The organism is Micromonospora sp. NPDC047620, assembly GCF_043205005.1.
Classification (GTDB): Bacteria; Actinomycetota; Actinomycetes; order Mycobacteriales; family Micromonosporaceae; genus Micromonospora.
Genome location: NZ_JBIDDG010000032.1, coordinates 22,975 through 40,849, shown reverse-complemented (window position 1 = coordinate 40,849; position 17,875 = coordinate 22,975). Strand labels below are relative to the sequence as shown.

At 73.3% G+C, this 17,875-nt stretch carries 14 protein-coding genes; 8 read left to right on the top strand and 6 right to left on the bottom strand.

The features are described 5' to 3' along the window. Window positions 1-272 precede the first annotated feature (272 nt). From ACGF5C_RS28760 to ACGF5C_RS28745, 4 genes are all read right to left on the bottom strand, one after another. Window positions 273-1,115 carry an ABC transporter permease gene (locus ACGF5C_RS28760; RefSeq protein ID WP_393270329.1) on the bottom strand — a complete coding sequence of 281 codons (843 nt, stop codon included), beginning with the start codon at window positions 1,113-1,115 and terminating at the stop codon, window positions 273-275. Next, on the bottom strand, window positions 1,112-2,098 hold the full coding sequence (locus ACGF5C_RS28755) for an ATP-binding cassette domain-containing protein (protein WP_393306602.1): 987 nt from the start codon (window positions 2,096-2,098) through the stop codon (window positions 1,112-1,114). The genes ACGF5C_RS28760 and ACGF5C_RS28755 overlap by 4 nt, the downstream gene beginning before the upstream one ends. A 116-nt stretch (window positions 2,099-2,214) precedes the next feature. After that, complete coding sequence (locus ACGF5C_RS28750; protein ID WP_393306600.1) at window positions 2,215-3,924, bottom strand: ABC transporter substrate-binding protein; 1,710 nt, start codon at window positions 3,922-3,924, stop codon at window positions 2,215-2,217. 23 nt (window positions 3,925-3,947) lie between these two features. After that, window positions 3,948-4,946, bottom strand: a complete 999-nt coding sequence (locus ACGF5C_RS28745; RefSeq protein ID WP_393306598.1) for a methyltransferase — start codon at window positions 4,944-4,946, stop codon at window positions 3,948-3,950. Window positions 4,947-5,150: 204 nt separating this feature from the next. On the opposite strand from ACGF5C_RS28745, the gene ACGF5C_RS28740 reads away from it, so the two are divergent. The 3 genes from ACGF5C_RS28740 to ACGF5C_RS28730 are packed head-to-tail and all read left to right on the top strand — an operon-like array spanning window position 5,151 to window position 9,402. Beyond that, window positions 5,151-6,473, top strand: a complete 1,323-nt coding sequence (locus ACGF5C_RS28740; RefSeq protein WP_393270319.1) for an aminotransferase class V-fold PLP-dependent enzyme — start codon at window positions 5,151-5,153, stop codon at window positions 6,471-6,473. A gap of 2 nt (window positions 6,474-6,475) precedes the next feature. Then, window positions 6,476-8,158, top strand: a complete 1,683-nt coding sequence (locus ACGF5C_RS28735; protein WP_393306596.1) for an ABC transporter substrate-binding protein — start codon at window positions 6,476-6,478, stop codon at window positions 8,156-8,158. 53 nt (window positions 8,159-8,211) lie between these two features. After that, complete coding sequence (locus tag ACGF5C_RS28730; protein ID WP_393306634.1) at window positions 8,212-9,402, top strand: DUF885 domain-containing protein; 1,191 nt, start codon at window positions 8,212-8,214, stop codon at window positions 9,400-9,402. 69 nt (window positions 9,403-9,471) lie between these two features. Here the strand turns inward: ACGF5C_RS28730 and ACGF5C_RS28725 are convergent, their stop codons facing one another. Both ACGF5C_RS28725 and ACGF5C_RS28720 read right to left on the bottom strand, forming a co-directional pair. Continuing rightward, entirely contained in the window at window positions 9,472-10,665 is a 1,194-nt protein-coding gene (locus tag ACGF5C_RS28725) for a macrolide family glycosyltransferase (protein ID WP_393306594.1), read from the bottom strand. Between the two features lie 50 nt (window positions 10,666-10,715). Then, the gene (locus tag ACGF5C_RS28720; RefSeq protein ID WP_363709474.1) at window positions 10,716-11,708 is read right to left on the bottom strand and encodes an aldo/keto reductase; all 993 of its coding nucleotides are present in this window, start codon (window positions 11,706-11,708) and stop codon (window positions 10,716-10,718) included. A gap of 197 nt (window positions 11,709-11,905) precedes the next feature. On the opposite strand from ACGF5C_RS28720, the gene ACGF5C_RS28715 reads away from it, so the two are divergent. From ACGF5C_RS28715 to ACGF5C_RS28695, 5 genes are all read left to right on the top strand, one after another. Next, the gene (locus ACGF5C_RS28715; RefSeq protein WP_393306592.1) at window positions 11,906-13,036 is read left to right on the top strand and encodes a DegT/DnrJ/EryC1/StrS family aminotransferase; all 1,131 of its coding nucleotides are present in this window, start codon (window positions 11,906-11,908) and stop codon (window positions 13,034-13,036) included. A gap of 34 nt (window positions 13,037-13,070) precedes the next feature. After that, window positions 13,071-14,207, top strand: coding sequence for a nucleotide disphospho-sugar-binding domain-containing protein (locus tag ACGF5C_RS28710; RefSeq protein ID WP_393306590.1), 1,137 nt, complete (start codon window positions 13,071-13,073; stop codon window positions 14,205-14,207). A gap of 71 nt (window positions 14,208-14,278) precedes the next feature. Beyond that, the gene (locus ACGF5C_RS28705; protein ID WP_393306588.1) at window positions 14,279-15,487 is read left to right on the top strand and encodes a cytochrome P450; all 1,209 of its coding nucleotides are present in this window, start codon (window positions 14,279-14,281) and stop codon (window positions 15,485-15,487) included. 41 nt (window positions 15,488-15,528) lie between these two features. Further along, complete coding sequence (locus tag ACGF5C_RS28700) at window positions 15,529-16,791, top strand: NAD(P)/FAD-dependent oxidoreductase (RefSeq protein ID WP_393306586.1); 1,263 nt, start codon at window positions 15,529-15,531, stop codon at window positions 16,789-16,791. A 49-nt stretch (window positions 16,792-16,840) separates the two neighbouring features. Beyond that, window positions 16,841-17,875 (top strand): ketoacyl-ACP synthase III family protein, encoded by a 1,035-nt coding sequence (locus ACGF5C_RS28695; RefSeq protein WP_393306584.1) that lies wholly within the window; start codon window positions 16,841-16,843, stop codon window positions 17,873-17,875.

Sequence of the window (17,875 nt, the reverse complement as noted above, 5' to 3'; positions counted from 1 at the left end):
GCTGCTCGATCGACCACGACGCGGCCCCGGACGGACGTGAGTCCGCCCGGGGCCGTCGTCTGTCCGCCGGCCGGTAACGGCTTCCCGGACGGCGCAAATGCCAGGGAAAGCTACCCGGCGCCGGCAGGTAGCGGCCCCTGGAGGGCACCCATGCCTGGGGAAGGGGGGCCGCCTCCGCCCGGCCGGTAGCGAATCCGCGGCCCACCGGGACACGCCGCGACGGCCCGGGCCCTGCGAGGGGAACAGGGCACCGGGGCCGTCGGGGAGGGGCGTCAGCGCTGCTTGCGGTTGTAGAGCCAGATGGTGGGCGGGGCGAGCACCGCGACGAGGATGACGCAGGCCAGCAGGCCGGCGCCCATCTCGCCCGAGGTCACCGTGCCGTGCATCAGCCCACGGGTGGCGGTCGCGGCGTGGGTGACCGGGTTCAGCTTCACCACCGCCTCAAGCCAACCCGGCATCGTCTGCGACGGGGCCAGGATGTTGCTGCCGAAGAGCAGGACGAACTGCAGGAGGTTGACCACACCGGCGGCGGCGGCCGGCTGCGGGATCAGCACCGCGAACAGCATCCACAGCCAGTTGACGCTGAAGGTGAACAGTTGCAGGTAGAGCAGGGCGAGCACCACGCCGGACAGGCCGCCCTCCGCCCGGAAGCCCAGCAGCAGGCCCACCGACAGCGGCACGACCGACGTCAGGGCGTACCGCACGGCGTCGCCGGCCATAGCCCCGACCAGCACGGCGGGCTGCCAGATGGGCGTGCTGCGGACCCGGTCGAACATACCGGTCGCGATGTCCCGGTTGAGCGTCAACGCGCTCATCATGCTCGACGACACCAGCGACAGGACGATCACGCCGGGGAGGAAGAACTGCAGGTATTCCCGGGGCGACCCGGCGATCGCGCCACCGAGCAGGTAGGTGAAGACCAGCGTCAGGACGATCGGGAAGACCACCGCGGTGCCCAGGTGGTCGTGCACGTAGCGGAGTTTGATCAGATTCCGCCAGGCGAACGTGCGAACGGCGAACAGCGCGCCGGGACGTGGCGGCCGTTCCGCGCCGGCCACCGACCGGCTGAAGATCTCAGCCGGCAGCGGCCTCACCTCCGTGCTGGGTGTCGTCATGCCCGTACCTCTGCTTCCTCTTCTTCGCTGGCGTCGAGCGTCGAGTGACCGGTGAGGGCGAGGAACACCGTGTCCAGCGAGGGCTGGCCGAGCGTGAAGTCGTCGACGTGGATGCCGGCCCGCGCCAGCTCGCCCAGGGCCAGGGCCGCCCGGTCGGGATCGGTCACCCGCACCGACAGCCGCGCCGGATCGGCGTCGAGGTCGACGGAGGCGCCGACGGCCCCGGCGAGCAGGGTGCCCGCGTCGGCCCGACGCTCGGGGTCACGCAGCCGGATTTCGAGCACGCCGGCGGCGCGGCTCGCCTTCAGCTCCGGCGGCGTGCCCTGGGCCACGATGCGGCCGTGGTCGATGAGCGTCAGCTCGTCGGCGAGGTGGTCCGCCTCGTCGAGGTACTGCGTGGTCAGCAGGACGGTGCCCCCCTCCCGGACCAGCCCCCGGATCATTTCCCAGACCTCGCTGCGGCTGCGCGGGTCGAGGCCGGTGGTCGGCTCGTCGAGGAACAGCAGCTCGGGGGCGACCACCATGCTCGCGGCCACGTCGATGCGCCGGCGCTGCCCGCCGGAGAAGGTGCTCACCAGCCGGTTGCCGACCTCGCTGAGGCTGAACGCCTCCATCAGCTGCTCCGCCCGCGCGGCCGCGGACGCGTGCCGGAGACCCTGCAGGCGGCCGGCGAGGATCAGGTTCTGCATGCCGGTCAGGTCCTCGTCGAGGGACATGGTCTGGCCGGTGAGGCCGATGCGGCGCCGGACCTCGGCGGCCTCGCGGACCACGTCGTGCCCGAGCACGGACGCGGCGCCGGAGGTCGGTCGCATCAGCGTGGCGAGCATCTTGATGGCCGTCGTCTTGCCCGCCCCGTTCGGGCCCAGCACCCCGTGGATCGTCCCGGCCCGCACCACCAGGTCCAGTCCGTCGACCGCGCGCGTCTGCCCGAAGGCCTTTACCAGCTCGCGGGTCTCGATGGCCAGGGCCGGATTGGTTGTCATGCTCACTCCTGTCGCGTCACAGGCGAACTCGGGCAGCTGGATCACGAAGTCCCGTCGAGGCAAAACTACAAGAGCCGCTTATATCAGTCAAGGCTGCTATTAGTCGCGGGCCGAATTCAGTCGGGCGGGTCCAGCCAGAGGTTCGCCGCGTCGTACCAGCGGTCCACGTGCGGCAGCGGGATCGCGCCCCGCACCCGGGAACTGGCCAGGTGCGCGATGGTCGGCTCGCAGGCCAGGATCGGCACGATCGCCACGTCCTGGAGCACCTGCCGGTCGACCCGGTGCCACAGCTCCTCCGCCTCGGCCTCCGTCCGGGCGGACAGCGCTCGGTCGATCAGGTCGTCGACGACCGGGTTGTGGTAGCCGCCGTAGTTGGCCGTGCCGGCGGCGGTGTTGGACTGGAACATGGGCTGGACGTACGACCGCCCGTTGTTGCCGAACCAGTCCGGCATCCAGGCGGCCGGGGTGATGTCCCACTCCCCCGCCGCCGCGCGGGCCGGGTCCTGGAGGATGCGGTAGTACTCGTCGGTCTGGTCGATCTCCACCAGCCGGACGTCGACGCCGCCCGCGCCCAGGTCCTCGGCGATCGCCTTGGCCACCTGGCCGTGCACCGCGTCGATCCGGTAGATCATGGTGAGCCGCAGCCCGTCGGGGTACCCGGCCTCGGCGAGCAGCTGCCGGCAGCGGGCCCGGTCGCCCCGGTCCCCCGGCGTCGGGTACGGGTCGTACTCGCGGTGGCCGAAGTTGCCCGGCGGGATGGCCGTGTGCGCGGGCCGGGTCACCGTGCCGATGTCCATGTCGTCGAAGAACCGGACCAGCCGCGCCTTGTCCACGGCGTACGCGATCGCCAGCCGGACGCCCCGCTTGCGCAGCGCCCCCCGCTCGTGCGGGCTGTGCAGGTTGAACGCCAGGTAGGGGTTCAGCGCCCAGCCGAGGTTCCGGTCGGCGTCGGTGGCGCGCCGGCGGGGGCTGCCCACGGCGGCGCCCCACGACAGGTCGGCCGCCCCGCTCTCGATCTCGGCGCGGACCCGCTCGTCGCTCACCCTCGCCATCCGGACCTCGATGCGGTCCACGTAGCGGCGGCGGATCGGGTCGGCGTCGGCCCGCCACGCGGGGTTGTGGTCCATGGTCAGGTGGCTGCCCCGGGCATAGCTGGTGATGCGGTACGGCCCGTTGGAGCGGACCAGCCGCGCGAAGTCCGGACCGTCCGGGACGAGGTCGTCGAACTCCCGCGGGGCGGCGGAGGCGAACGGCATCGCCAGCAGGTTGAGCATGTCGTTGGCGGGGCGCAGCAGCTCGATCACCAGGGTCCGGTCGTCCTTGGCCCACAGGCCGCGGATCTCGTGGCTGTTCTGGTAGTCGGCCAGCTCGGCGGCGGTGGGCGTACGATCGGCGAAGCGGGCGCGGTAGCCCTCGGCGAACTCCGCCATGCCGGCGATGGTGCTCGTGTAGTAGGCGATGGCGCCGGCCCCGGCGACCGGGTTGGCCATCCGCTTGAAGCCGCGCACGAAGTCCCCGGCGGTCACCGGCCGTGGCGGCGTGGTGTCCCACCGGACCCCGTCGCGCAGGCGGATCGTGTACGTGCGGCCGTCCTCGCTGAGCCCGCCGTTGTCCACCGTGGGCAGTTCGGCGGCCACGTCGGGCACCGGCACCAGCGCGGCGGCGTCCTCGGTGGTCGGGTAGCTGAACAGCTGCCGGGCGAAGAGCCGGATGACCTGGTGGGAGAAGGCGTAGTAGGCGGCGGCGGGGTCCAGGTGGTCGAGGCCACCGGGCCCGTAGTAGCGCAGCGTCCCGCCGTGGCGAGGCTGCTGGTCGTGGTCCGGCACGGGTCTGCGGCCCCTTCCCCGGGTCAGGCCGGCACGCCGACCGCGACGGACATGACCGACGAGGTGCCGACGACCCGGTCCAGGCGCAGCCCGGCCGCGGTGAACAGCGGCTCCAGCTCGGCGGCGGTGCGTTCCTGGCCGGTGCGCGCGGCGAGCATCATGAAGTCCATCTCCTTGCTCTGGTGCGCGTCGTTGCCCTCCGGGACGACCGCGTCGATCACGAGCACCCGGCCGTGCGCGGGCATGACCCGGCGGCAGTTCGTCAGGATCCGGACGCTGTCCTCGTCGCCCCAGTTGTGCAGGATGCGCTTGAGCACGTGCACGTCGGCGTGGGGCACCTCGCGGAGGAAGTCGCCCTCGACCACCTTCCAGCGCCCCGCCACGTCCGGGGCGTCCAGCCGGTGCCGGGCGACCACCTCCGCGCGGTCCAGCAGCACGCCCTGCAGGCCGGGATGCTCGCGCAGGACGGTGAGCAGGAAGCCGCCCCGGCCGCCGCCGACGTCCGCCACGGTGCCGGTGGCGGGGAAGTCGCCGGCACGGGCGAGGATGAGGTGTTCCGCCGCGCTGACCGTCTCCATGCCCTCGTAGTAGAGCGCCTCGACCTCGGCGTCGCCGTCGAAGTAGGCGTCCAGCGAGCTGCCGAAGATGTCGGCGAAGGCGGGCCGTTCCGGCCCCAGCGCGCTCGCCACCCGGTGGCTCATCGTCCAGAACATCGTGTCGGTGAACATGAGGATGCCGGCCCGCGCGGGCACCGGCGAGTCCGATCGCAGCGCCGCGCCCTTGTCGGTGAGCGCGAACCGGCCGTCGGACTCGCGGACCACGTCGCGGACCGCCAGCAGACGCAGCACCCGCCGGAGCGCGTCCGCGTCGGTGCCCGTCACGGCGGCCAGCTCGGCGGGCGTACGGGGGCCGTCGACCAGGTGGTCGGCGACGCCGATGGTGGCGGCGGCCCGCAGGGCTGCCGCGTAGGTGTAGCCCATCGCCTCCTCGTAGAGGGCCAGCGCCGACTGCAACCTGTCCATGTCCCCTCCGGCCCGTGATGGCGGACTCTGCCGCTGCACTGTGTCGAATGCTATACCTGAGTCAAGTGCCTGTCAGGTGTAGTGGAGGCCAGGAGCGCAACTTGCGCGATAGTCCTGACCATGTCCGCTTGAGAAAGTGATTGCAGTTCCCGGCCCGGAACGCCGCCGAGCCCCGGGCCCGCCGTCGGCTACGAAGGGATCACCGTGAGCCGTACCGTGGAGTCCCCTGGCCCGGCCACCGTGTCGGCGTCACCGGCGCAGAGTCCGCTGCGCACCGCGTCCTGGGCCCGCATCCGCGAGCTGTTCGCCCTGGACCCGACGACCGTGCACCTCAACACGGGGACGGTCGGCGCGATGCCGTACGAGGTGCTGGACACCGTGGACCGGGTGACCCGGCAGTGGACCGGCGGCCTGCTCGACGTCTACCGCCCGGCGATGTTCACCGAGTACCGGGACGCCATCGCCAGGACGTTCGGCGTGGACGGGGATGAGATCGTGATCTGCCACAACGCCACCGAGGGGGTCGCCCGGGTCATCCACGGCCTCGACCTGCGCGAGGGCGACGAGGTGGTGACGACCACGCACGAGTGCTACTCCGTGCTGTCCAACTTCAACCTGCTGCGCAACCGGTTCGGGGTGGTACTCAGGACCGTCACCCCACCGTCCGGCCACGAGGTGCGCGCGGAGGAGATCGTCGAGCTGGTCGAGGCCGCGATCACACCCCGGACGAAGGTGCTCTCGTTCGCCGCGATCACCCTGTTCACCGGGACGATGTTCCCGATCCGGCAGCTGTGCGAGCTGGCGCACCGGCACGGGCTGACCACCGTCATCGACGGCGCGCTGATCCCCGGCATGCTCGACATCGACCTGCGCGCGACCGGGGCGGACTTCATCACCTGCTCCGGGTCGAAGTTCCAGTGCGGCCCGCTGGGCACCGGCCTGATCTACGTCCGCAACAAGGTCGTCCCCGAGCACAACCCGCTGCCGCTGCCCACGTTCTGGCCGCTCATCTCGACCTGGTACCCGATGATGGGCAGCCCGCCGCCGCGGACCAGCACCGCCGTGGAGAGCTACAACATGGGCGACTTCCTGCAGAGCGCCGGCAGCGCCAACCTGGCGCGGGGCGCCGCCCTGGCCCGGGCCTTCGAACTGTGGGACGACATCGGCCGCGACCGCATCGAGGCGTACATCATGGACCTCGCCGAGTACGCCCGCGGCCGGCTCATCGACGCCTTCGGCGCCGAGGCGATGTACTCCCCCGGCGCCGACCCGCGGCTGCGCTCGCCGCTGCTCGCGTTCAACCCGTTCCGGCGGCCGGAGGACGCCTGGAACATCAAGAAGTTCATCGGCTTCGTCAAGCGCCTGGAGACCGAGCACCGGATCTGGACCCGCTGGACGGAGTTCGACGTGCCCGGCTCACCGCACCAGCACTACGCGGCGCGCATCACCACCCACCTGTTCAACAACCGGGAAGAGATCGACCACACCGTACGGACGATGGTCCGCCTCGCCGAGGAGATGTCCTGACCGTGACGCAGGCGCGCAGTGCAACGACGACGAACGACACCCGGCGGTGGGGCACCCTGCGGCTGCTCGGGCCGGCCGCCGTCCACCAGGCGGACCCGGCGGCCGCCTGGTCGCCGGCCGAGCGCCAGTTGCTGCGGCTGTGCACCCGGCAGCTGATCAGCTACCGCCCGGAGCCCGACCCGGGCGACTGGCGCGCCCTCGCGCCGGTCGCCGACCTGGCCGCCGACGTCCCGTCGACCTACAACGCCGGCCTGGGCGCCAGCCACCGCAGCTACGTGGTGCACCTGCGCCCCGGGGTGCTCTGGGACACGCCGACCCCCCGGCCGGTGACCGCGCACGACGTCGTACGCGGCTTCAAGCGGCTGGCCAACCCGCTCACCCGGCACCCCGCGCTGGCGTACTTCCGGGGCACCCTGCGGGGCATGGGCCGGTACTGCGACGAGTACGCCGCGGCGGTCGCCGGCCGCCCGGTCACCGCCGCGCTGCTCGCCGGCTTCCAGGACGCCCACGACATCCCCGGGGTCTTCGCCGTCGACGACGAGACGGTGGTCTTCGAGCTGGACCGCCCGGCGCTGGACTTCGTCGACATGCTGGCGCTGAGCGGCGCCTCCCCGGCCCCGGCGGAGTACGACGCCCACCTGCCGGGCAGCGTCGACCTGCACGAGCACCTGGTCGCCAACGGCCCGTACCGCGTCGTGTCGTGGCGCCCGGGGGGCACGATCCGGCTGGAGCCGAACCCGGCGTGGCGCGCGGAGACCGACCCGATCCGCCAGCAGCGGTTCGACGCCGTCGAGTTCCGCGTCGCCACGGGCGGACCGCGCGAACTGACCGACCGGCTCGCCGCCGACGACGCCGACCTGCCGTGGGGCGTGCCGAGCGGCCCGGTGCCCGGTCACCGGCTCGACCCCTGCCTGGTGTTCAACCTGCGCGACCCCGCCAACCCGGCCGTCGCCGACGCCGCGGTGCGCCGGGTCGTCGCCGGGGCGGTCGACCGGGCGGCGCTGGTGCGCATCGCCCGGGCCGCCGACCCGTGGTCCGAGGTCCGCGCCGCGCACACCGTCGTGCCCCCCGGCAACGACGGACACCGACAGCCCGACCCGCTCGCCGACCCGGCCCCCGACGCCGGCGCGGACCCGCGCAAGCGGCTCGCCGCCGCGGGGCACCCGGACGGGCTCACCCTGACCGCGGTGCATCCCGACAGGGCCGAGGACCTGGCGCTGGCCCGCTCGTGGGCGGCCGACCTCGGTGCCGCCGGCATCGACGTACGCCTGGTCGCGCTCGACGACGCCAACCACCGGGCCCTGCTCGCCGGCACGGGCGACGCGCCCGCCCTGCGGTGGGACCTGGCGGTGGCCGTGTTCACCGCGCCCTGGGCCTACGGCAACGCCCGGGTGTTCCTGCAACCGCTGGTCGGCGAGGGGCCCGGCAATCCCGGCGGCTACCGCGACGCCCGGGTCGACGGGCTGGTCGAGCGCGCGCTGGACGCCGCCGACCCGCGCGAGGCGGTCGCGCGGTGGCAGGAGGTGGAACGGCTGCTGCTCGCCGACGCCGCGGTCGTACCCCTGCTGTTCCGGCGGGCCACGGACGCCGCGCCGCGCGGGCCCCGGGTGCGGCACGCGACCGCCCTGCCGGCGCTCGCCGGCCTGCCCGACCTCGCCGACGTGCGGCTCGGGGTGGACCGGTGACCGGTGTCGCCGCCGACGCGGTGGTCGCCGACTACCTCGCGCTCGGGCTGCGGATGGGCCGGCTCGTCGAGGGCTACGTCGACTGCTGGTTCGGCGACCCGGCCCTCGCCGAGCGGGTCGCCGCGGAGCCGGCGCCGGACCCGGCGGAGCTGGCCGGGCAGGCCCGCGACCTGCTGCGCCGCCTGGGCGACGCGGACCTCGAGGAGGAGCGGCGGCGGTTCCTCGCCGCGCAACTGACCGCGGTGGAGTGCGCGGCCCGGCGGGCGGCGGGCGAGCAGACCGGCTTCCTGGCCGAGGTGGAGACCTACTTCGACGTCGAAGTGGGGCTGGGCGACCCGGACCGGTACGCCGCCGCCCACGACGCCATCGACGCGCTGCTGCCGGGCACCGACCCGCTGATGGACAAGGTCGAGGCGTTCTACGCCCGCAACGTGGTGCCGCCGGAGCGGCTGGGGCACGCCGTGCGGGCCGTCGCCGACGCGCTGCGCGCCCGCGCCCGGCCGCTGCTCGGCCTGCCCGACGCCGAGCGGGTCGACATCGAGGTGGTACGCGACCGGCCATGGAACGCGTTCAACCGGTACCACGGCGGCTTCCGCTCCACGGTGACGCTGAACGAGACGGCGGGGCGGACCATCGCCGTGCTGCCGCTGATGGCCACCCACGAGGCATACCCGGGCCACCACACCGAGCACTGCCTCAAGGAGGCCGGCCTGGTGCTCGCCCGGGGCTGGGACGAGCACCGGATCGCCCTGGTCAACACCCCGCAGTGCCTGGTGGCGGAGGGCACGGCCGAACACGCGGCGGCGGCGCTGCTCGGGCCCGGCTGGGGACGGTGGACCACCGAGGTGCTGGCCGACGAGGGGGTGCCCGTCGAGGGCGAACTCGTCGAGCGGATGGTGGGGCTCGTCAACGAGCTGATGCCGGCCCGGCAGGACGCGGCGATCCTGCTGCACGACCGGGGGGCGTCGATCGACGACGCGGTGGAGCACCTGCACCGGTGGCTGCTGCTGCCCCGCGACCGGGCCGAGCAGATCGCCACCTTCCTGACCGACCCGCTGTGGCGGGCCTACTCGGTGACGTACATCGAGGGGGCCCGGCTGGTCGGCGGGTGGCTCGCCGCCCGGCCGGCCGGCGAGCCGCTCGTCGCGCGGTACCGCACCCTGCTGACCGAGCAGCTACGTCCCGCGCAGCTCCGCGACGGCACCGTCCCCGCGGGCGCGCGTCCGGTGCCCGCCGCCGGCTGAGCGCCCGCGCCACCGGCCGCCGCACCGCCCGGGCAGTGCCGTGCGCGGCCGGTCAATGCGCGGGCGGGGTCAGCGGGCGCGGGCCAGGTGCGCCTCCACCGCGTCGGCGGCCCGGGCCGCGCCGCCGGCCCGGCGGACGTGGCCCCGCATGGCCTCGACCCGGGAGATCAGCGCGGGGTCGGCCGCGACGGCCCCGACGGCGGCGAGCAGCGTGTCGCCGTCGGCCTTCTCCCCGGGCAGCACCGCGCCGAGGCCGAGCTGGTCGACGCGCCGGGCCATCGGCTGCACGTCGAAGGACTGCGGCACGACCACCAGCGGGCGCCCCCAGTACAGCGCCTCCATGAGGGTGCCCATGCCGCCGTGCGTCACGCAGACCGTCGCCTGTTCGAGCACCTTGACGTGCGGAACCCAGCGGTGCGCCTCGACGTTGGGCGGCAGGTCGCCGAGAGCCGCGGGGTCGACCTGGCCGCCCAGCGTCATCACCACGTGCCACGGCTGGCCGTCGAACGCCCGCGCGCAGTCGCGGAAGAAGCCGGGCCGGTCGTTGAAGGTGGTGCCGAGCGACACCAGCACCACCGGCAGGTCGTCGGCCGGGCGGCTCCACTCGCCGAGGAACCGCCGGTCGTCGAAGCACGGCCCGACGAAGACGAAGCGGTCGTCGAAGGTGTCGCCGGCGATCTGGAACGCCTTCGGGACGAAGACCAGGTTGAGTTCCTCCACGTGGTTCCAGCACTCCACGACCGACCGGGACAGGCCGTGCTCGGCCAGCAGGTCCCGCAGGGTGTCGCGGAACACCGGCAGGTCGAGCGGGTCGATCGTGCCGGCCAGGGTGACCATGTCCTGGGAGAACGAGTAGTGCTCGTTCGACGCGAACGCCGCGCTGAGCCGGACGGCCGGCCGCCGCCAGCGGGCGGCCAGCAACTGCCCGGCGATGAACGGGAAGTCGTCGTAGAGGACCAGGTCCGGCACGTCGCCGTCGAGCGCGGCGGCGGTGGCCCGGAGCACCGAGACGTTCTCGCGCAGGTACATCAGGTGGGGGCGGACGCCGAGGTCGTCCGAGCCGAACACCTCGGCGGCGTCCGCGTCGATGATCTCCGACTGGTAGGGGACGACCGTCGCGCCGGCGGCGCGGACCGGCTCGGCGAACCCACCGGCGGTGACGTAGCTGACCCGGTGGCCGCGCCGGACCAGCTCGGTGACCACGGTGAGGGTGGGCAGGATCAGGCCGTGGCTGGCGACGTTGACGATCAGGAGGTGGGCCATCGTCGACTCCGTCCGTGGTCGGGGTCCCGGGCGCGCCGGCGCGGGTCGGGTCAGGACATCCAGGCGTCCGGGGCGGCGCCGCCCCGGCCGAGCGGCGGGAACAGCTCGTCGAGCCGGGCGAGCTCGGCCGCGGACAGCGGCCGGTGCAGGGCCCGCAGGGCGCCGTCCAGGTGTTCGGGAGTACGCGGCCCGACGACCGCGGCGGTCACCGCCGGCCGGTGCAGCACCCAGGCCATGCCGACCTCCGCCGGGTCCCGGCCGGCCTCGGCGCAGAACTTCTCGTACGCGGCGAGGGTCGCGCGGTGGTGCTCGACCGCCTCGGCGGCCCGTCCCTGCGCGGACTTGACCGCGGTGCCGTCGGCCAGCTTCCGCAGCACGCCGCCGAGCAGCCCGCCGTGCAGCGGTGACCAGACGAGCACCCCGATGCCCTCGGCGGCGGCGGCCGGGAGCACCTCCAGCTCGACGTACCGGCTGACCAGGTTGTAGACGCACTGCTCGCTGACCAGCCCGAGCAGCCGGTGCCGGCGCGCGGCCTCCTGGGCGCTGACCAGGTCCCAGCCGGCGAAGTTCGAGGAGCCGACGTAGCGGACCTTGCCCTGCCGGACGAGCTGCTCCATGGCCTGCCAGATCTCGTCCCAGCCGACCTCCCGGTCGACATGGTGCATCTGGTAGAGGTCGATGGTGTCGGTCTGGAGCCGGCGCAGCGACGCCTCGCAGGCCGCGACGACGTGTCGGGCCGACAGGCCCCGGGCGTTGGGGCCGTCCCCCATCGGGTTGCCGACCTTGGTCGCGAGGACCACCTCGTCCCGGCGGGCCGGGTCCTTGGCGAGCCAGCGCCCGATCATCTCCTCGGTCCAGCCCCGGTGCACCCGCCAGCCGTAGATGTCGGCGGTGTCGACCAGGTTGATCCCCTGCGCGACGGCGTGGTCGAGCAGCCGGTGGGCGTCGGCCTCGTCGACCCGGCCGCCGAAGTTGACGGTCCCGATCGCGACCCGGCTGACCCGCAGGCCGGTCCGCCCGAGCCGGACATGCAGCGACGACACCCCGGACCTCCCGTGCACCCGGTGCCGGACGCGGCGTCCGGCGACCCGTTGAAGATATACATTTCTCAACCTCCTCACCTCGCCGGCTGCAAGTTCCGCAATCAGGAAGAACGCCTGTCGGGCGATATCGACAGGGATCCCTTGACGGCCCTCCGGGGGGACTTGAGAATCATGTGGCAACTAGCGAGAGGGGCGCCATGATCCCGCTGTCCAAGGTGGCCATGTCTCCGGACGTCGGCACCCGCGTCTCCGCCGTCCTGAGCAGTGGCCGGCTGGAGCACGGGCCGACCGTCGCCGAGTACGAGGCGGCCGTGGGCAGCCGCATCGGCAACCCCCGGGTGGTCTCGGTCAACTGCGGGACGGCCGGGCTCCACCTGGCCCTGAGCCTCGCCGCGCGGCCGGGGGCCGGCGAGCCGGAGCACGACGGCCCGGGCGAGGTGCTCACCACGCCGCTGACCTTCGAGGGCACGAACTGGCCCATCCTCGCCAACGGGCTGCGCATCCGGTGGGTGGACGTCGACCCGGCCACCCTCAACATGGACCTCGACGACCTGGCCGCGAAGATCTCGCCCGCCACCCGGGCCATCGTGGTGGTCCACTGGCTCGGCTACCCGGTGGACCTCAACCGGCTGCGCGCCGTCGTGGACCGGGCCACGGCGGGGTACGCCCGCCGCCCGCTGGTCGTCGAGGACTGCGCGCAGGCGTGGGGCGCCACCTACCGGGGCACGCCACTGGGCACGCACGGCAACGTCTGCGTGTACAGCACCGGCGCAATCAAGATCCTCACGACCGGCAGCGGCGGCTTCGTCGTGCTGCCCGACGACGACCTGTACGACCGACTTCGGCTGCGCCGCTGGCTCGGCATCGAGCGGGCGTCGGACCGGATCACCGGCGACTACGACGTCGCCGAGTGGGGCTACCGGTTCATCCTCAACGAGATCGGCGGGGCGATCGGCCTGTCCAACCTGGAACGGGTCGACGAGCTGCTGCGCCGGCACCGGGAGAACGCCGCGTTCTACGACAAGGAACTGGCCGGCATCGACGGCGTCGAGCAGACCGAGCGCGCCGACGACCGGGAGCCCGCCTTCTGGATGTATCCGCTGAAGGTCCGCGACCGTCCCGCCTTCATGCGCCGGCTGCGCGACGCCGGCATCGCCACCAGCGTCGTCTCACGCCGCAACGACGCGCACAGCTGCGTCGCGTCGGCCCGTACCACCCTGCCCGGGCTGGACCGGGTGGCGGACCGCGTGGTCCACATCCCGGTGGGCTGGTGGCTCACCGAGGACGACCGGTCCCACGTCGTCGAAACGATCAAGTCCGGCTGGTGATCCCCGCCGCAACCCCGAACAGAAGGGCTTCGACATGCGCGTGCTGTTCGTCTCCTCCCCCGGTATCGGCCACCTCTTCCCGCTGATCCAGCTCGCCTGGGGCTTCCGCACGGCCGGACACGACGTGCTGATCGCGGTCGCCGAGCACGCCGACCGGGCCGCTGCCGCCGGCCTGGAGGTGGTCGACGTGGCGCCCGACTTCAGCGCGGTCAAGGTCTTCGAGCAGGTGGCGAAGGACAACCCGCGCTTCGCCGAGACCGTCGCCGCGCGTCCCGCGATCGACCTGGAGGAGTGGGGGGTGCAGATCGCGGCGGTGAACCGCCCGCTGGTCGACGGGACCATCGCCCTGACCGACGACTTCCGGCCCGACCTGGTGGTCTACGAGCAGGGGGCCAGCGTCGGGCTGCTGGCCGCCGACCGCGCCGGGGTGCCGGCCGTGCAGCGCAACCAGAGTGCCTGGCGGACCCGGGGCATGCACCGCTCGATCGCCTCCTTCCTGACCGACCTCATGGACAAGCACCAGGTCAGCCTGCCCGAGCCGGTGGCGACGATCGAGTCGTTCCCGCCGAGCCTGCTGCTGGAGGCGGAGCCCGAGGGCTGGTTCATGCGCTGGGTGCCGTACGGCGGCGGCGCCGTCCTCGGCGACCGGCTGCCGCCGGTGCCCGCCCGGCCCGAGGTGGCGATCACCATGGGCACCATCGAGCTCCAGGCGTTCGGCATCGCCGCCGTGGAGCCCATCATCGCCGCCGCCGGCGAGGTGGACGCCGACTTCGTGCTCGCCCTCGGCGACCTCGACATCAGCCCGCTGGGCACGCTGCCGCGCAACGTCCGGTCGGTCGGCTGGACGCCGCTGCACACCCTGCTGCGTACGTGCACCGCGGTGGTGCACCACGGCGGCGGCGGCACCGTGATGACCGCCATCGACGCCGGCATCCCGCAGCTGCTCGCCCCGGACCCGCGCGACCAGTTCCAGCACACCGCCCGGGAGGCCGTCAGCCGGCGCGGCATCGGCCTGGTCAGCACGTCGGACAAGGTCGACGCGGACCTGCTGCGCCGGCTCATCGGGGACGAGTCGCTGCGCACCGCGGCCCGGGAGGTACGCGAGGAGATGGTCGCGCTGCCCACGCCCGCGGAGACGGTACGGCGCATCGTCGCGCGCATCTCGGGTTGAGCCGGTCGCGCCGCCCGCCGCCGCCACCGTCGGCGGCGGGCGGCGCGGGGAGCCACTGGAAGGGGCACCTCGTGCTGGTCGATGCCGTGACCGCGTTCGATCCCACCGACGCCGACGTCCGGCGTGACCCGTACCCGTCCTACCACTGGCTGCTGCGGCACGACCCGGTGCATCTCGGCGCCCACCGGGTCTGGTACGTGTCCCGCTTCGCCGACGTGCGCGGCGTGCTCGGCGACGAACGCTTCGCCCGGACCGGCATCCGCCGGTTCTGGACCGACCTCGTCGGGCCCGGGCTGCTCGCCGAGATCGTCGGCGACATCATCCTGTTCCAGGACGAGCCCGACCACGGCCGGCTGCGCGGGGTGGTCGGCCCGGCCTTCTCGCCGTCCGCGCTGCGCCGGCTGGAACCGGTCATCGCCGGCACCGTCGACGACCTGCTGCGGCCCGCCCTGGCCCGGGGCGCGCTGGACGTGGTCGACGAGCTGGCGTACCCGCTGGCGCTGCGCGCGGTCCTCGGCCTGCTCGGCCTGCCCGCCGCCGACTGGGAGCCGGTCGGGCGGTGGTCGCGCGACGTGGGGCGGACCCTGGACCGGGGTGCCAGCGCCGAAGACATGCATCGCGGCCACGCGGCGATCGCCGAGTTCGCCGACTACGTGGAGCGGGCCCTCGCGAGGCGGCGGCGCGAGGGCGGCGAGGACCTGCTGGCGCTGATGCTCGACGCCCACGACCGCGGCCTGATGAGCCGCAACGAGATCGTCAGCACGGTGGTCACGTTCATCTTCACCGGCCACGAGACGGTGGCCAGCCAGGTGGGCAACGCCGTGCTGAGCCTGCTGGCGCACCCGGACCAGCTCGACCTGCTCCGGCGTCGGCCGGAGCTGCTGGCCCAGGCCGTCGAGGAATGCCTGCGGTACGACCCGTCGGTGCAGTCCAACACCCGGCAGCTCGACGTCGACGTGGAGCTGAACGGCCGGCAGTTGCGCCGCGACGACGTCGTGGTCGTCCTGGCCGGCGCGGCGAACCGGGACCCCCGGCGGTACGACCGGCCCGACGAGTTCGACATCCGGCGGGACCCCGTCCCGTCGCTGTCCTTCGGCGCGGGGATGCGCTACTGCCTCGGGTCCTACCTCGCCCGTACGCAGCTGCGCGCCGCGGTGGCAGCGCTGGCCCGGCTGCCGGGCCTGCGGCTGGGCTGCGCGCCGGACGGCCTGACCTATCAGCCGCGCACCATGTTCCGGGGCCTGGCCAGCCTGCCGATCGCGTTCACGCCGGGCGGTTGAGCGCCGCGACGTCCCTGTCCGAGCAGGAGGAGTTGTCGACCATGAGCCATCCCGAACCCGAGTACGACGTGATCGTCGTGGGCGGCGGCCCGGCCGGATCGAGCACGGCCGGTCTGCTCGCCCAGGAGGGCCACCGGGTCCTGCTGCTGGAGCGCGAGAAGTTCCCCCGCTACCACATCGGCGAGTCCCTGATCAGCGGCGTCACCCTCACCCTGGACGCGCTCGGCGTGCGCGAGCGGATGGCGGAGCTGCGCTTCCAGATCAAACACGGCGGTAGCCTGCTGTGGGGGGCCGACCAGACCGCCCCGTGGTCGTTCCGGTTCCGGGAGATCCGCGACGCCCGGTTCGACTACTCGTGGCAGGTCCGGCGCGCCGAGTTCGACGCGATGCTGCTGGACCGGGCGCGGGAACTGGGCGTGGTGGTGGTCGAGGGAGCCACCGTCCGGGGGCCGCTGACCGACGGCGACCGGATCGCGGGCGTCAGCTACCAGTTCCGGGGTGAGGCCGACCCGGTCGACGCCCGCGCCGCGATCGTGGTCGACGCGTCAGGGCAGCAGCGCTGGCTCGGCCGGCACTTCGGGCTGGTCTCCTGGCACGACGACCTGCGCAACATGGCGACGTGGAGCTACTACGCCGGGGCGCTGCGCTACCCCGGCGACCACGAGGGCGACCTGCTCGTCGAGAGCCGTTCCCACGGCTGGCTCTGGTACGCGCCGCTGAGCCGCACCCTGACCGGAATCGGGTACGTCACCCCGTCGGACCGGTTCGTCGAGTCCGGCCTGCCCCCGGAGCAGTTGCTGGAGAAACAGATCGCGGAGTCGAACGAGGTCTCCTGGCTCACCGCCGGCGCGCGGCGGGTCGACGCCTACCGCACCGCGCGGGACTGGTCGTACGCGTGCACCCAGTTCTCCGGGCCGGGCTGGGTGCTGGTCGGTGACGCGGCCGCCTTCATCGACCCCCTGCTGTCCTCCGGCGTGACGCTGGCGATGCGCGGCGCGCTCAGCCTGTCCCGGGCGGTGCACGAGGCGCTGGCCGCGCCGGAGAAGGAGCGCCACCTCATGCAGGTGTACGAGGACCGCTACCGGGACTTCCTCGCCGCCCTGATCGAACTGATCCGGTTCTTCTACGACGGCGCGCACGGCCGCGACGAGCTGCACCTGCGCGCCCAGACCATCGTGGACCCGGACCGGCTGATGCCTCCGAAGATCTCGTTCGTCTCCCTGCTGTCAGGGCTGGCGCGGGGCGACGAGACGCTCGACATCGCCCCGCGGACGGCCATTGACCGCCCGTCAGCCGCTATATAATCTTAAAGCGAATTGCCTCGATCACATCCAACGCCGAGGAGATAAGCCGATGCGCACCGCCGGAACGTACATCCGTGGGATCGGGGCCTACCTTCCTGAGACCGTCACCGTCGAGGACGCCGTCGCCCAGGGCCTGTACCCGCAGGAGGACATCGAGACGCACGGGCTGGGCGGCGCCGCGATCGCCGGCGAGCTGCCCGCGCCGGACATGGCGCTGCGCGCCGCCCAGGACGCCCTCAAGGAGAGCGAGCTGGGCCGCGGCGACATCGACCTGCTGCTCTACGCGGCCACCTGGCACCAGGGCCCCGAGGGCTGGCTGCCGCACGCCTACCTCCAGCACTACCTCCTCGGCGGGGTGCCCCGGGCGACCGAGATCCGGCAGGGCTGCAACGGCATGTTCACCATGCTCGAGATCGCGGCCAGCTACCTCAAGGCCGCGCCGGAACGCAAGGCCGCGATGCTCGTCGCCGCCGACAACTACGGCACCCCGCTGCTGGACCGCTGGCGCACCAACCTCGGCTTCATCCTCGGCGACGCCGCCTCGGCGGTGGTGCTGAGCACCGAGAGCGGCTTCGCCGAGCTGCTGTCGGTCTGCTCCATCACCGTGCCGGAGGCCGAGGAGGTGCACCGCGGCGGCGAGCCGATGTTCCCGCCCGGCATGACCGTCGGCCGGGAGCTCGACTTCGGCGCCCGGCTCTTCTACCACATCACCGAGCAGACCCCCGTGCTCGCCGTGCTCGGCGAGGCCCAGGAGACGATGACCACCGTCGCCGAGCAAGCGCTCGCCGAGGCCGGCATCGGCACCGCCGACCTGGCCAAGGTCTCCTTCATGAACTACTCCCGCGAGGTGGTCGAGCAGCGCTGCATGGCGCCCCTGGGGCTGGGGATGGACAAGTCCACCTTCGACTTCGGGCGCATGATCGGGCACTGCGGGGCCAGCGACCACCTGCTCGCCCTGCACCACTCGCTGCAGGCCGGCGAGGTCACCGCCGGCGACCACGTGCTCTGGCTCGCGATGGGCCCCGGCGTGGAGTTCACCGCCGCCGTCCTGCGCGTGCTGGACAACCCCTACGTCGACCGCTGA